We start from the raw sequence: 16,001 nt of genomic DNA, 5'->3' as shown, positions 1-16,001 counted from the left end.
ACTGAGTTGTTGCCCTTTTTTACGTGCTTACCAGCAATCTTATTTTTTTATTTTATCGACTGCCTTCTCTAGAGAATCTTCGATATCATCAACGATCTTATTGGTTTCGCGACGTACTTTCTTAAAATCATCTTCGCCAGAGCGCTGTACTTTGTAATAAGAGTCAGACAATTGGCGACGTTTATCTTGCAGGTCTTTCACCATGTCTTCGCGTTTCTGCCGCTCTTTCCGGCTTTCGTTCCGGCCTTCTTTTTTTGCTTCGTCAATCTTGTCGTCAAGCTGATCGATCTGGTCCGAGATTCGATTCGTTAGATCACGGCGGTCATCGCTGTACTTGTCGTTGTCTTTGCGATCATCCCGATCCCGGTTGTCCCGATCATCTCTGTCTTTCCGGTCCCGATCCCGGTCGTTGTTCCGGTCCCGATCATCCCGGTCATCGCGCATGTCCCGGCGTTCCCGACGATCGTCCCGATCCCGGTTGTCCCGATCATCACGCATGTCGTTGCGATCATCGTGCATATCGCTCCGGTTGTCATTACGATCCCGGTCATCGTTGCGATCACGCCGGTCGTCGCGGTCACGGCGATCGTCAGAGCGGTAACTGTTGCGGTTATCATCGTTACGATCCCGGTCGTTGTAGCGCCGGTCATCATTTCGGTCTCTGTCCCGATCATCGTACCGGTAATCTCTGTCGCGATCGTTATACCGGTCCCGGTTATCGTTGTTAGAATAGCGATCACGATCGTTATCGCCAGAGCGATTGTCGTATGAACCACGTGAATCACGGTCCCGATTACGGTCGTCGTATGAGTCACCGCCTGACATACGACTTGGCCGATCTCCGTATGAATTGTCGGAGCGGTTGTATGGGTTACGATACGAATCGTTGTTTCTTGAATTATCCGACTCATCGCGGTTTGACCGGTTGCGTGACTCATCGCGCGAGTTGCGGCTACCGAACAATCCGCCTTCCCGGTTTCTTGACTCAGATCTGTTTTGGGAGTCACGGCTGTTGTCTCTGTCGCGGTTGCGATCATCGTCGCGACCGCGGTCATCGTTGTAGTCATCCATCTCCTCGCGGGAGACCATGTCCTGACGACTATTTTTAGAATCGCCATAGAGCCAGCCTTCAAACGAAGCGCATGATGATAGGCTCAAGGTCGTAGCCAACAGGGCTCCTACTACTAGTACTTTCCTTTTCATAACGTTAGTAAAATTTGTTGTTGGTATCTTTTCCCGAACTACACTCCATAGCAGGTCCCTACTTTAGAAGAATAATCCATAAATGAGTTGATCACTTGGAACTGATTCTCAACTCATCATACTAAAGACGACTTAAGAAAGAAATATGTTTGCTCTCTGAGCGAAAAATTATGCAATAGTCAAGCCTTGAACGGTGACAATCAGTATCATAGCTATTTGTTAGGTAGTTTGCTATTCTAGTTCGATCTGAGCTTTGCTTTAAACATTTGTGCAGCTAGGCAGGTAGTCTGAAAAAGGACTCTGAACCAACATAGATAACCAAAATGACCATTCAATTCTTTGGTGCAGCCCGCACCGTAACAGGTAGTAAACATTTGATCACGACCGAACAGGGCACTCAAATTCTTCTCGATTGCGGGCTATTCCAGGGAATCAATACTGATGAGCTTAATCAAACATTTGGCTTCAATCCTGAAAAGGTCAACTACATGGTTTTGTCCCATGCTCACATTGATCATACTGGTCTGATTCCCAGATTAGTTCGGCAGGGATTTAAGGGGCCAATCTTTACCACGTCGGCTACCGTCGATTTATGCGAGATTATGCTGATGGATAGCGCCCGAATTCAGGAACGGGATCTGGAACGCGTTAACAAACGTCGGAGGTATCGAGGAGAACCTGAGCTTGAAGCATTATATGACGAAGACGACGTAACAAAAGCTCTCGCTCAGATGCAGCGGGTCAACTACAACCAGCCGTTCAGCATCTGCGAGGAGGTAACCGGTTTACTGACCGACGCAGCACATTTGTTGGGCAGTGCTGCTATCAGCTTAACCATTCGGGAGAAGGAGGGCGAAAAGAAGCTATTCTTCAGTGGCGACATTGGCCGGCCAGAAGATAAAATCCTGCGTAAACCTGATCCGTTTCCACAAGCTGACTATATCATCTGCGAGTCAACCTATGGCGATCGGCTGCACGAGAAAGAGCCAGATGTGAAAGCACACCTGCTACGTATTGTCGAAAAAACGTGCTTGGCTAATGGTGGGAAGCTGCTGATACCTGCTTTCGCCGTTGATCGGACTCAGGAGTTGATTTACGCGCTGGATCAACTGTCAAGCGAAGGTAAGTTACCCCGGTTGCCGGTTTACATCGATAGCCCAATGTCAGTGAAAGCAACGGACGTAATGCGGGATCATGAAGAGGATTTCAACCCTGAGATTCTGGCGTATGTCAAAAAGGATGGCGATGCCTTTAGTTTTCCAAGTCTGCATTACGTGACGGACGTAGAAGAGTCAAAGGCAATCAATGGTCGTGATGAACCCTGTATCATTATCGCGCCGTCAGGAATGGCCGAGGCTGGTCGTATCAAACACCACATCAAAAATAACATCGAAGACCCGCGCACAACGATCCTATTGGTGGGTTACGCATCACCTAATAGTCTTGGCGGGGCACTCAAGCGGAACGAGAGGCAGGTTACTATATTTGGTGAAGAATATACGGTCGCGGCTACCATCGAAATAATGGATTCCTTTTCGGCGCATGGCGACTATAACGAGATGCTTGAGTTTTTAAGCTGTCAGGACGCGAGCCAAGTCAAACATGTCTTTCTCGTACACGGCGATTATGATAAGCAATTAATCTGGCGGGAAAAATTGTATGAAGCCGGCTTTCAGAACGTTTCTATTCCGGACATGCGAGAGAAAGTTACATTGTAATTCAACAAAAAACCTCGACTTGAATGAGCCGAGGTTTTTTGTTGAATTATGGACTAGCAACTTCACGTAAATTGCACACGGGAAAAACAGCGATTCAGGACAATACGATATACTTTACCAAACTGTGCGTAACACCACCGTTTAAGTTGTTTAACTTCGTCAGGCATCGTAAGCAATTGAATGGCTTTCGCCAGTTCTTTCTCGAACAGTGCTTTATCAAAACTCACCTTCTGAAGGATCGTTTTGATGTATTCAAGCATTGAGAGCATAACAGTTAATCAGTTTAAGGAATCAACAAAAAAGAAAGGTTTATTGGTCTGTAAGTAGCAGACGTAACTAAACCTGTAACGCCATCTACTGTGATTTGTTGCTGTAAAATTAGCTTTGGATTTGTATTATTAAAATTAATATTTGTACTATTTTTTTTAATTTCTGCACCTGTTTTAAGTCAATCAGCTGACAATGTATCAGTTATTGAATTCGGTGAGACTACTTTTTCGATTGAACGGCCCTTTACTATTACGGTGATTATTCCAGGGAGTGAGACAAGGCCCAGCATCGCTTTTCCTGATATTCCAGGTTTCACCAAAAAAGGGATATCTGCCAGCGTAACGACTAGTGAGGTGGACGGTAAAACAGTGACCAGTCAGGTCATTACGCAAAGCTATCAGGCAAAAGCTACGGGCCAGTTTCAGTTGTTGCCATTTAGTTTGACTATTAACGATGAAGTGATTCGATCGGAGGGGATGACGTTAACTGTTCGGGGGACGGCAGCAACCAGCCAGCCAAATTCGGCGACAGCGACAACTAAAATTACCCCCCCCGCCGGAGCCGCTTTTTTATTGCTTCGTCCTTCTAAGAATAGCATCTATACTGGGGAAGGTGTTGCCCTGACATTATCCTTTTTCGTGGCTGATAATTATCCGTACATTCTCGACTTCACGGCGCTCGACCGGCAGCTTCAGATCATCACGAAAAAAATAAGGCCCGTTAACGCTTGGGAAGAAAACCTGAACATTTCGGAATTGAAACCAACCAACGTAACGATCGGGGGTAAGAAATTCAGAGAGTACAGGATATATCAGGCTATCTTTTTTCCGTTGGCTAACCGCCCCATTCGTATCCCATCAGTATCATTGCAGTTAAGTCGACGCCCTATTATTGGGCCGCCAGCGTCCCAGCCCGAGACTATTTCATTCGCAAGTACTCCTCTGACGATTGCTGTTAAAGCATTACCGATACATCCGTTACGTGGTCGTGTAGCCGTCGGTACGTTCCGATTGGAAGAGAGCTTGGAGCGGCAGCGAGTGCAGGTGGGACAGAGCGTTCGTTATCGATTCGGGATTGCGGGTGAAGGAAACATTGCTACGCTGACACCACCGACGCTACTAAACGAAACGAATAGCGCCGACATATTTCCGCCTGAAGAGCGGCAAATCATCAACCGGCAAGATGACCGGGTAACGGGGCGAAAAACGTTTACGTATTTCATTGTACCCCACCAGAACGGAGTTATTTCGCTGGCTAACCGATTCCAGTGGATATTTTTTGACCCACAGTCACAGCGGTATGATACGTTACGTCCAGGACTTCGATTACGAGTGGGCAGCGGAGGACAGGATCTACCGGCCGACTCGATGGCAACTCTAACCAATACGAACCAAAACACTGGCCCTGGCTCGATTTACAAGGGCCTGGCCCAACTTGATAGTACCGATCAACCCATTAGTGCAGCAACCATAATTCGAATTATTGCGAATTTTCTGATTGTTTTTATGCTGATAGGGATGATTTTTGTCTTTTTTAGAAAATGACCCAATCGCTGGCAGTCAGCGAATTTTGTCCAGACTCGGCCTTGCCGACTAGTTATGAGCAGTACTTACGGAACAATTTTTAAGATAGCTACCTTCGGCGAATCGCATGGCCCCGCAATCGGCGTTGTGATTGACGGATGTCCCGCTGGTCTCGCCTTCGATCTTGATTTCATTCAGCACGAACTGGATCGGCGTAAACCAGGACAGTCACGCATAACCACCCAACGGCGGGAGGCTGACGAGTTTGAGGTCCTGTCCGGCGTGTTTGAGGAAAAGACACAGGGAACGCCTATTGCGCTATTGATTCGCAACACAGATCAGCGTAGCAAAGACTACGGCCATATTGCTGAACAGTTCCGGCCTTCACACGCTGACTACACGTACCAGGCTAAATATGGTACGCGTGATTATCGGGGTGGGGGACGTTCGTCAGCCCGAGAAACGGCAGCCCGTGTTGCCGCCGGGGCGGTAGCTAAACTCTTATTGGCTCAACTGGGAGTTAAGATTCAGGCGTACGTATCGCAGGTTGGGGCGATGAAACTGGAAAAAAGTTATTCGACACTAAATCTTGCTCTGGCCGAAGAGAACGCCGTTCGTTGCCCTGATCCGGTTATGGCCGAACAGATGTTTCAGTATATCGATGAGACGCGTAAGCGAGGAGATTCCATTGGTGGGGTGGTTGATTGCGTCGTAACTGGGGTACCAGCCGGATGGGGTGAACCCGTCTTTGATAAGCTACACGCTGAGCTGGGTAAGGCAATGCTAAGCATCAACGCCGTTAAAGGGTTTGAATACGGCAGCGGCTTTGCAGGCGTGGAGGAATACGGATCTACGCATAACGACGAATTTTTCACCGATGCTGACGGGCGTGTTCGTACAAAAACCAATAAGTCGGGTGGTATTCAGGGCGGTATTAGCAATGGGGAAGAAATCTATTTTCGGACGGCGTTTAAGCCAGTTGCTACCATCATGCAGGACCAGGATAGCGTCGATGTTAACGGGCAGCCGGTGACCGTATCAGGAAAAGGCCGGCATGACCCTTGCGTTGTCCCTCGTGCTGTACCCATTGTTGAGGCAATGGCTGCACTAGTATTAGCCGATATGTATCTCCGTAATCGCGTTGCTTAGGTTGAGTCACTCAAAGCGATCGAACACTTGTAGGTATTTTGGTTTTCCGTAAGAAAAGGTAGCGTTGATGCTACTCCTTCTTACGGAAAACCGACTGCATGATGGCAAAGCCCAAAAAGCCGAAGCCAATGGCTTGCCCGATAATACCGACACTTAGCAGTGTTCCGGCCCAAGCTTGTCCTTTGTAAACAGACCCAAGCAGCAGTAGCACAATACCACTTAGCCAAAATCCGGCTGCTAGCAGAACATATTTATTTTTGATAGTGACCATACGCGTTTCCTTAATCAGCTTATTGAGCTTTCTGTTACGTAAACCAACGCTGTGGCTGACAGGTTTTTGTCTGCCAATTGTTACGTTAGCACAGTCCTCCTTGCAGCGATTCGAGTTTCATCGCGGGCTTATGGGAACGCAATTTACGCTAGTCTTCTACACAACGGATAGCCTGACCGCCAATCGAATTAACAACGCTGTTTCGGCACGGATGGATTCACTCAATCAGGTCATGAGTGATTATATGGACGGTTCGGAAATCAACCGACTATCCGAAAGCAGTGGGTCTGGCCGGTGGGTACCAGTCTCGGCCGATTTATTCAACGTTTTACAACAGGCGCAGTACATTGCCATACATTCCAATGGGCGGTTTGATCCTACCATCGGCCCATTGTCTTTACTATGGCGCCGGGCTGTTCGACGTAACGAATTCCCCTCTTCAGCGGAACGACGTCGGGCGCGTCGATCAGTCGGTTATCGATTGATGAAACTAGATTCTCAACGACATGCGGTATTTCTCAAAAAACCGGGTATGCGGTTGGATGTGGGTGGCATTGGGCAAGGATTTGCCATCGACGAAGGACGTAAAGTGCTGGACAAGCTGGGCGTAAAATCAGCGCTACTTGATATAGGAGGAGACATTCTGGTCAGTGCCGCACCACCAGCTACTACAGGATGGCGCATTGCTGTACCCGACAAGAATGGTAAAGAAACGACGTTGCTATTGACGAATGCCGCTATTACTACATCCGGCGACACCCATCGATTTCTGCTATATAAAGGCAGAAAGTACTCGCACATCATGAACCCGTATTCCGGCTTAGGCATACGGCGTTTTATGCGAGTAACTGTATTGGCCCCAGATGGCTATCGGGCAGATGCTCTTACCAAAGTTTTCAGTGTAGCCCGTCCGGGTGAACGTAAGAAGATGCTCCGTCAATTTCCCGGTATCAGTGTACACATCATTGAAAATAAAAAGGGACAACTGCAGCAGTGGCAGTCATCCCCTTTCAACTGATAGATTAATCGGCTAAACCGTGATCGTTTTGCCTGGTACGGCAATCTGATACATACCGTTGGCATCAGGCAGGCTTTTCGGCATCGCGTCCCAGGCCAGTTTGTCGGGGAAGAGGTCAATCTGAGAATTTAGCGCTTCGTCCCATTTGACTACCTTGCCGGAGTAAGTAGCCATCCGGCCCATAATAGCCGTCATTGTACTTTTGGCAACGCGTTCGGCATCCGCGAATTTGTATTCACCCTTGGCTATGGCATCAAACAACTCATCGTGTTCAATCTGGTAAGGGTTGCCATCCGCTTTACTATTGTGCGTATAAATAGGCTGGCCCGTATAAGACATCAAAACGCTCTTCTTCGGCTCGAACGAATCAATTTTTCCCTTTGTGCCTAAAAACATTTCATCAACCTTGCTGTAGGTACCTTCGTAATGGCGACACTGGCTGTTGATCGTCGTACCGTCTTCGTAGACGTAATCAACGATGTGGTGGTCAAAAATTTCACCGTAATCTTTTCCCGTTCGAACCTGGCGGCCACCCGTACCCTGGCAAGAAACGGGGTAGCTATTTTTGGCCCAGTTTGCTACGTCGATGTTGTGCACATGCTGTTCGTTGATGTGATCACCACATAACCAGTTGAAATAATACCAGTTGCGCATCTGGTAATCCATCTCAGTCTGATTCGGCTTACGAGGCTTCTGCCAGACGCCACCACTAATCCAGTACACCTGACCGCCAACAATATCACCGATAGCACCATCGTGGATGCGCTTCATTACCTCGCGATAGTTGGGTTGATAACGACGTTGCAGACCAACGACTACGTTTAGTTTCTTCCGCTTAGCTTCTTCGGCCGCTGCCAGCACCCGCCGAACGCCTGGCGCATCGGTAGCGACGGGTTTTTCCATGAAAACTTGCTTGCCTTGCCGAACAGCCTCTTCAAAATGGCTGGGCCGAAAGCCCGGTGGCGTTGCCAGAATAACAACATCAGCCAGCGCAATCGCTTGCTTATAACCGTCGAAGCCAACAAACTTATTCTCTTCAGGAACCACTACTTTGGGCGTTCCGTCGGCAGCTTTCAGGTTGCGGCCCATCAAGGCTTTGTAGGCATCGTCTAGTCGATCGCGGAAAGCGTCGGCCATTGCCACAATTTTTACATTTTGCTTAGTATTCAGCGCTTGTTGAGCGGCTCCCGTTCCCCGACCTCCGCAACCGATCAGCGCTACTTTGATCGTATCGTTCGCTGTGAAATAATAGCCAGCGGCCCGGCTACTAAATGGAAGGCTGCTCAAGATGGCCCCTCCAGTCAATAGGCTAGAGGCTTTAATAAAATCGCGTCGGCCGGTATTTTCCGGGAGCTTGTTCTCTTCTGTGCTCATATTACGTGGCAGTTTGATATCCTGATCGAAAACAGAAAGACAAGGACTGGCACGATTTACTACCCTAAAATAAATCCGACCTTAAAAACTAGGAACCGGTCATTTGCTTACTTTATAATCGAATTGCTTAGTTGCCTAAAGGGCGTAATTAGTTATAAATGAATGATCTTTACTGTACCAACGAATATTCATAACCGATGAAAGAACTGTCTACCTTTAGTTGGATCACCTGCCTATGTTTTTGCCTTTGTATTTATCAGCCTACTACTGCTCAAACTCGCTTGGCGGGGAAGGTAATTAATGCTGTTAGACAGGAGGTATTACCCGGAATTAGTATTGCTGTCAAAGGCAAAGTGGCAGGAACGATCACTGGCGAGAACGGTAAATTTTCACTGACGACCTCTGTTCCAACTCCATTCACTATTGCGATTACGGGCGTTGGTTTTCAGACTCAGGAACGAACGATTACCTCCGATCAAACTAACCTTACTATTGAGTTGCGGGAACAGCCCATACTGGGACAGGAAGTAGTGGTGGCTGCTTCACGAGTGGAAGAAAACGTAATGAAATCGCCGGTATCGGTTGAAAAGCTGGACTTGCGGGCTATTCAGTCGACGCCCGCTGCTACGTTCTATGATGCGTTGAGTAACCTGAAAGGGGTTGATATGGGTACGCAGAGTCTTACGTTTCGTTCGGTCAATGTTCGGGGATTCGGCGCGAATGGAAACCTACGGGTTGTGCAGCTTGTCGACGGAATGGATAATCAGGCTCCAGGGCTTAACTTCTCTATTGGCAACATCGCTGGTGTATCAGAACTGGATCTGGAGAGTGTCGAATTATTGCCAGGGGCGGCCTCGGCTCTGTATGGTCCTAACGCGATCAATGGGTTGTTGCTGATGACGTCAAAAAGTCCGTTTTTGTACCAAGGGTTGAGCGCACAGGTAAAAGCCGGAGCCATGAACGCGTCCAACCGGAGCACCGCCGTTACGCCTTACTACGATCTGGCAGTTCGGTACGCGAAAGCATTTAATAATAAGCTAGCGGTCAAAGCCAATGTATCTTACTTGAAAGCTACCGACTGGCAGGCGACCGATTATCGTGATCAAAGCTTCGCAAATGGCTATACGCTCGAAACCGGTAACCAGCAAAATAACCCCGGTTACGATGGTATCAACGTATATGGGGACGCCAGCGCCAATTTGTATAGCAGTTTGTACGGCAATGGTCAACCAGGTACGGGCGCGAATGGTACTTCGCAGCTCTTAGGATTAATCCAGAGTACGCAGATTCCACTGGCAAATAACCAAACCTTACCGCAACTGACTGGACAAACGCCACAGCAGCTTTTTAACACTATTATTCCCAACATAACCATTTCACGTACCGGCTACCGGGAGCAGGATCTGATTGACTACAAAATCAGTAATTTGAAACTGAGTGGGGCTGTTCACTATCGTATTAATGACGCAGTGGAACTGATTGGGCAGGCAAACTGGGGGACCGGCACGACAGTCTACACGGGTATCGATCGATTTTACATCAAAGGCTTCTCGCTAGGGCAGTATAAGCTGGAATTGAAAGGAGCTAATTTCTTCGTTCGGGCCTACACTACGCAGGAACGATCAGGGGACGCATATGCCACTGGTATCCTTGGGCAGGGTATTAATGAAGCCTGGAAAGGAAGTGTCGCCGGGTGGTTTCCCCAACTTTTTGGCAGTTACGCCCAGAGCGCCTTACTAGGTTATGCTCAGTCCTATCTGGGAGCAGTCAGTAGTGGTCAATCAGCCGCAGCCGCCCAGGCTAGTGCTCAGGCTTTTGTCAATAGCCAACAGAATGCCTGGCTGGGCGTAGCACGCGGTATTGCCGACAACGGTCGGTTCGAACCGGGCAGTGCCGCCTTTCAACAAGCGTTTGAGACGGTGGCTACCAAACCAATTCCTGGTGATGACCAGGGGGTAGGGGCTCGGTTTGTGGACAAGACAAACCTGTACCACGGTGAATTCATGTATAACTTCAACAAGCTGATTAAGCCATCAACGCTGGAACTGATCGTTGGGGGAAATGTCAGGCGATACGCACTCAATTCGAACGGTACTATTTTCCTGACAAAAGAAGACGGTTCCGAATACACAATTAATGAATTTGGCGGCTACGCACAGGCCGCTAAAACGATAGCGAACGTACTAAAACTTACGGGGTCAATTCGGTACGATAAGAATCAGAATTTTAAACCACAGCTTAGCCCCAGGCTATCAACGGTGGTGACCGTTGCGGGTGTGCATAATTTCCGGGCCTCCTTTCAACAGGGGTTTCGGATCCCAACAACGCAGTCTCAGTACATAAACCTGAATACACCAACGGCCCGACTGGTCGGTGGATTACCTGTCTTTGCGCAGAAATATAACTTTGCTGGTAACCCGATCTATACCTCTACGTCGGTATTAGCCTTCGCCAGTGCAGTACAAAACGGGACATCCCCAGCTCAGGCTAGTACCTTGCTAGAGTGGTTTGTAAATCCTGGTTACGATCCGGAACGGGTAGAAACGTATGAGATTGGGTACAAGGCGCTGCTCAAAAATCGTCTGTTTATTGATGCATACTACTACTACAATCGCTTTCTCAATTTTGAAGGGTCACAGGCCGTTGCTCAGGATAATTCGCCGGGGGGAAGTGGTTTCCCCTTATCATTGCTGAGTAACACGACGCGTAACGTCTACACGTTTCCGGTTAATGCACCCATTCAACTGAAAAATGCAGGCTGGGCCGTCAGTCTTGACTATATACTTCCCAAGAACTTCACTGTGGGGGGCAACGTGTCTTTCAATACGCTACTGAACAGTGATAAAATTCCCTACGGATTTATAACAAACTTCAACACACCTAAATACCGGTACAACGTATCGTTTGGAAACCGGAATTTTCAGCAGACCGGAATCGGATTTAGCGTGGTCTGGAGACACCAGGATGCGTTTGTCTGGGAGTCGAGTTTTGCCAACATTGAAGCCCTCAACCGTCGGCAGACTGTTATTCCAGCCTTTGGTACTTTAGATGCGCAGATCAACAAGCAATTGAAGCAGTATAGGTCAACGCTAAAACTGGGAGGGACTAATCTTCTGGGGAACCTGTATCGGCAGTCCTGGGGAAATCCACTCATTGGTAGCCAATACTACATTAGCTTATTAATCGAGTAACGATTTTTATCAATCAGCAGCTGATTTACGAGAAGCGTAACCAACTACTATACCTCACATTTGATGGTTGATTGGGGGCAATCTGAACGTATTAAGCAGGAAATGCCTTATTTCCTGCGGATACTAGCACGAAAACACCTTGGCTGATTCTACTTCTCCCGAACCAACATCCTCCGCTCCCTTACCACGTCGACTGAACCTCCTACAGGGGACGGCGCTCAACATGATTGATATGGTGGGCATTGGACCATTCGTTGTGTTGCCGCTAGTTATAAAAACGCTGGGTGGACCGCAGTTTATCTGGGCTTGGGTGCTGGGGGCGGTCGTGTCGCTTATTGATGCGTTTGTCTGGGCTGAGTTGGGGGCTGCTTTTCCACAGGCGGGAGGTAGCTACAACTTTCTCAAAATAGCCTATGGCGAACGACGCTGGGGCAAACTGCTATCATTTCTTTACGTCTGGCAAACGTTGATTCAGGCTCCACTGGTTATGGCGTCGGGCGCGATTGGTTTTGCCCAGTACGCATCGTACTTAATGCCGCTGGAGGAGTGGCAACGTCGTCTTGTATCAGGTGGTGTCGTTCTGATAATCATTGCCCTGCTCTACCGCCGAATTGATTCCATCGGTAAGATCGGACTAATCATGTGGGGGGCTGTGTTGCTTACACTGGGTTGGATTATCATAGGCGGGCTCACGAACAGTCGCATTCCGCTGGCAACTACGTTCGACTCTATTCAGGCGGTTAGCGGTAGTGTACTGGCCGTCGGACTTGGGCAGGCGTCTGTGAAAACTATTTACTGTTATTTGGGGTACTACAACGTTTGCCATCTGGGCGGAGAGATTCAGCGACCGACGCGAAACATTCCAGCCAGCATGTTCATTTCGATTGTGGGTATCGCTGCGCTGTACTTGTTAATGAATCTTTCGGTTGTCAGTGTTGTGCCCTGGCAGGAAGCACAGAACAGTGAGTTCATCGTCAGTACGTTTGTGGAAACCCTTTACGGGCCTGAAGCAGCTCGACTAGCAACGATTCTAGTATTGCTGGTTGCTTTTTCGTCGCTGTTTGCTGTGCTGCTGGGTTACTCACGCGTACCCTACGCTGCTGCTGCTGACGGGCAATTTTTCTCGATTTTCGCCAAATTGCACCCCACTCGTCAATTCCCTTACGTCTCTTTGTTATTTCTGGGTGGCTTAGGGTTTGTCTTTAGCCTCCTTTTTCGCTTGGGGGATGTTATTACGGCTATCCTGGCAATGCGGATTATGGTCCAGTTTGTCGGGCAGGCAATCGGTTTGTTACTGTTGCACCGACGACGTAATGCTATCGAATTTCCTTTTCGAATGCCTTTCTACCCAATACCGGTTCTATTAGCGATTAGCGTCTGGCTATTTGTCTTCGTATCTACAGGGTTACCGTTCATCCTCTCTGGAATCACAGTGACAGCTGTGGGTGTCATCGCCTTCCTGTTATCGGCAGGCGTACGTAAGCAATGGCCCTTTCAGCCGACATCAGGAGCTAATCCGTAAATCGAGCTGACTAATGTCGTCTTCGCCATTTAGGTTATTGCCAGTAGGAGACTGGCTACCCGGAGTCGAATTCGGGTCAGCCTGGTCAACCTGCCAGATCTGCGCTGTGCTTTTAAGCGGAGTGTTCGCCTGGACCTGAGCCGTAAAGATCAGTATGACAGAGCTATTGCTGGGTAACGACGACACACTACAGTCCAGGATAGCATAAGCGCTAGTACTGGCGACCTGCACGAAGCCCGTAGGCGATGAAACAAAACGGAGGCCACGTAACGTGTCCCGTACCACGACATTCGTTGCTGTCAACCCGCCTGCGTTGGTGACTAAGACCGAAAAAGAAACAACAGATCCAACTTTAGAAACTAGGCTACCAACTACTTGGCGAACTGACAGATCAGCTTTGTTCGCGTCTGCCACTGGTTGATTCGAAACAACTGCTGGCAAAGGTGTTTGGTTGGGGTTGGGTGATGTGTATAAAGCGCCTGCTGCTGAAGTCGTGCGCATATCGACGGTTGCCGTGTCATCCTGCCCATCGCCTGTCCCCGAATTTGGCTGAGAATCCGGATCTGGTTGGCTGCTGGTAGTAATCTGAACTGCGTTTTGATAAGCACCCGCTTGCGTGGGGATGAGTTGATATCGGAACGTAGTAGAAGACCCGCGGCTTAGTGATATGTTACCGGCGGTGACTAGCGAATTAGCCGCCGTTATGCCTGCGTCACCGTTCAGGAACGAGAGCCCTTCAGGTAGACGGTTCTGCCAGCTGATACCCATTGCATCATCCGGTCCATTATTAAATACAGTCACTGCATACGTAACGGGCTGGTTCTGCACAGCTATCCGGGGTGTAGCAACAAGCTGAATACTTAAGTCGGCGTTGCTTTGCTGAGTGACTGCCCCATTAACAACCGTAACAATATAGTCTTCTGTTTCGCCGTATGTGTAGGAGCCACAAGGATCACTAGGTACAATATCATAGGCCAATACAACCCGGATCGCCAATGAACCTGAGGCTACAGTTGAGGGGATCGTTATGGCTCCCGTAAATCGTTCCCGTACAGTCGAGGGCGTTTGAAAAAGGCGTTCGCCTTGTTCAGTTTCATAGGCTCCGTTTCGATTAAGATCAGCCCAGATGCTAATTCCTTCGGGGTAATTCGCGCTTAGAAAGCTTCCACTGACCGTGTATTGCTGGCCTGCTGTAACCGTCGCCGACGTCGTAAATGAAGAATATCCATTGGGCGAACAGCCCGAGTTTTGACTTAGTGGTGTTGCATTCAGCGATAAACTGGCGAGCCCATCGCCGTAGAGGCAATTGGTTGTGTACACAGGGTTACAACCCCGAGTCGTGATACTGATAACCGAACTGACATTCGAAGTTGAATTGGCCGGCCGTACCCGATAATAGTAAGTTGTAAAGCTGGTCGTTTTGCTATCTACGAATGAAATTCGATTAGCACCTACTCCGCCAATCGGGACAAAGTTCGCATTGGGTTCTGTTGACCGCTCGATGAAATAACCGACCTCGTTGGTCGCATTATCCTGCCAAGTGAGCACGATGTTATTATCCTGAAGAGCGGCTCCCAGATTACTGATCATTGCTACATCAGCCGACGGGTAGTTAAGCGAATAGGCTGAGTGCGTCTGACGAAGCGCTAAGCCGGCCTGCATTCGATCGTACTGCCCCTGGCTAAAATTGTGCGTACAGGCAAAATAGTACGACATAATGTTCGTAATGGAAGGTTGATACAATGCTCCCTGTGCATCTCTGGCCGTACCATTATAAACCTGACAGCCATTTTGAAATGCTGTGGTCGCATCCGAACGACCAAAAGGATCTGCGGGCGTATCACAGAGCTCGTCGCCTGTAGTCATGCAGTTTGCTCCATTCCCCCGCGTCACTAGTTCGTCTGTACCTACACTGCTTTTACCAAACGTGTGAATTAGATTGAAGTTATGGCCTAATTCATGTGGAATCAATCGGTTACCTAGATCGGCCTCATCGTCTTCATCCAGAATAAATGAGCGGGTTGACTGAACAGTATTGCTTGGGAAATAGGCATACCCAGCTACACTCGCGTTCGTAAACGTGTGGATATAATATTGATTCAGCGCATTGTTTACGTCGCGGCCGTTTATCCCCGACTCGTCAAAGGCCGGAAATCCGTTGAAAAGGTCATCGTTATTGATGTAATCAGGAGTCGTTCCTGCCAGGTAAAACTGAACGCCAGCGTTGTTATTGAGGTAATAGCGATTCGTGTTGGCAATGACATTCACGAGTTTGTCTAATGACATGCCGTCTGTTCCGTCACTGCGCCGAATAATATGGGGGCGGATGGGCACGTATGTAATGACGTTGATATTGGCTCCTGACGTCTTTTTTACCCACAGGGCAGCCGCAGCCTGGCTGCTCAATTTACGTTGTTCATCGTCGCTCAGATCAGGGGTCGCACAACTAGGACGTTGTCTGTCTGATATGTGCTGCGCCTGAAGAAGGATGGCTGATAACGTTAGTACAAGGCTAAATAACCAACGTAGAGATGCTACCATAGAGGAGAAGGAAGAGTAGGTGCGTAGCTCAAATTTTATTCCAAATGCAATTACGCCAGCAGGAGAGGCACGCGAATCAGACCCTAATGATACGTAAAAGGTTGTAATGCTGGTTTAGACCTGATCATACACTAAAAATTAATCGTTCGCTTAACGCGAAAGCCAACTCACCGCGCGTCGAAATTGACGTTGCAATCAGGTCGAAATTGACGTTGCAATCA

The 16,001-nt window shown here is 48.6% G+C and carries 11 protein-coding genes; 6 read left to right on the top strand and 5 right to left on the bottom strand.

All coding sequences use genetic code 11. The annotated features are described in order from the left end of the window. Positions 1–39 precede the first annotated feature (39 nt). Positions 40–1,203 (bottom strand): sll1863 family stress response protein, encoded by a 1,164-nt coding sequence (locus ACYVAD_RS14780; protein WP_461140278.1) that lies wholly within the window; start codon positions 1,201–1,203, stop codon positions 40–42. 323 nt (positions 1,204–1,526) lie between these two features. Between ACYVAD_RS14780 and ACYVAD_RS14775 the strand changes: the two genes are divergently transcribed. Beyond that, positions 1,527–2,921: an MBL fold metallo-hydrolase RNA specificity domain-containing protein gene (locus ACYVAD_RS14775; protein ID WP_461140277.1), complete on the top strand. Its 1,395-nt coding sequence runs from the start codon at positions 1,527–1,529 to the stop codon at positions 2,919–2,921. A 62-nt stretch (positions 2,922–2,983) separates the two neighbouring features. On the opposite strand, the gene ACYVAD_RS14770 is transcribed toward ACYVAD_RS14775, so the two are convergent. After that, positions 2,984–3,190, bottom strand: a complete 207-nt coding sequence (locus tag ACYVAD_RS14770) for a hypothetical protein (RefSeq protein ID WP_461140276.1) — start codon at positions 3,188–3,190, stop codon at positions 2,984–2,986. Between the two features lie 90 nt (positions 3,191–3,280). Here ACYVAD_RS14770 and ACYVAD_RS14765 point away from each other — a divergent pair, with 90 nt between their 5' ends. Together ACYVAD_RS14765 and aroC are read left to right on the top strand one after the other, a co-directional pair. Next, on the top strand, positions 3,281–4,735 hold the full coding sequence (locus ACYVAD_RS14765) for a BatD family protein (protein ID WP_461140275.1): 1,455 nt from the start codon (positions 3,281–3,283) through the stop codon (positions 4,733–4,735). Positions 4,736–4,789: 54 nt separating this feature from the next. Next, positions 4,790–5,863 carry a chorismate synthase gene (gene aroC / locus ACYVAD_RS14760; RefSeq protein WP_461140274.1) on the top strand — a complete coding sequence of 358 codons (1,074 nt, stop codon included), beginning with the start codon at positions 4,790–4,792 and terminating at the stop codon, positions 5,861–5,863. Between the two features lie 70 nt (positions 5,864–5,933). Here the strand turns inward: aroC and ACYVAD_RS14755 are convergent, their stop codons facing one another. Continuing rightward, positions 5,934–6,134 (bottom strand): hypothetical protein, encoded by a 201-nt coding sequence (locus ACYVAD_RS14755; protein WP_461140273.1) that lies wholly within the window; start codon positions 6,132–6,134, stop codon positions 5,934–5,936. Positions 6,135–6,264: 130 nt separating this feature from the next. Between ACYVAD_RS14755 and ACYVAD_RS14750 the strand changes: the two genes are divergently transcribed. Beyond that, positions 6,265–7,152 carry an FAD:protein FMN transferase gene (locus tag ACYVAD_RS14750; protein WP_461140272.1) on the top strand — a complete coding sequence of 296 codons (888 nt, stop codon included), beginning with the start codon at positions 6,265–6,267 and terminating at the stop codon, positions 7,150–7,152. A gap of 12 nt (positions 7,153–7,164) precedes the next feature. Here the strand turns inward: ACYVAD_RS14750 and ACYVAD_RS14745 are convergent, their stop codons facing one another. Then, the gene (locus tag ACYVAD_RS14745; protein WP_461140271.1) at positions 7,165–8,526 is read right to left on the bottom strand and encodes a Gfo/Idh/MocA family protein; all 1,362 of its coding nucleotides are present in this window, start codon (positions 8,524–8,526) and stop codon (positions 7,165–7,167) included. 281 nt (positions 8,527–8,807) lie between these two features. Here ACYVAD_RS14745 and ACYVAD_RS14740 point away from each other — a divergent pair, with 281 nt between their 5' ends. After that, positions 8,808–11,717, top strand: a complete 2,910-nt coding sequence (locus tag ACYVAD_RS14740) for a TonB-dependent receptor domain-containing protein (RefSeq protein WP_461140270.1) — start codon at positions 8,808–8,810, stop codon at positions 11,715–11,717. A gap of 139 nt (positions 11,718–11,856) precedes the next feature. Continuing rightward, positions 11,857–13,239 carry an APC family permease gene (locus tag ACYVAD_RS14735; protein WP_461140269.1) on the top strand — a complete coding sequence of 461 codons (1,383 nt, stop codon included), beginning with the start codon at positions 11,857–11,859 and terminating at the stop codon, positions 13,237–13,239. Here the strand turns inward: ACYVAD_RS14735 and ACYVAD_RS14730 are convergent. Then, the gene (locus tag ACYVAD_RS14730; protein ID WP_461140268.1) at positions 13,222–15,780 is read right to left on the bottom strand and encodes a GEVED domain-containing protein; all 2,559 of its coding nucleotides are present in this window, start codon (positions 15,778–15,780) and stop codon (positions 13,222–13,224) included. The two genes, ACYVAD_RS14735 and ACYVAD_RS14730, sit on opposite strands and share 18 nt — an antisense overlap. Between the last annotated feature and the right edge of the window lie 221 nt (positions 15,781–16,001).

It is taken from the genome of Spirosoma pomorum (assembly GCF_054776615.1).
This window is presented reverse-complemented; position numbering and strand designations above follow the sequence as displayed.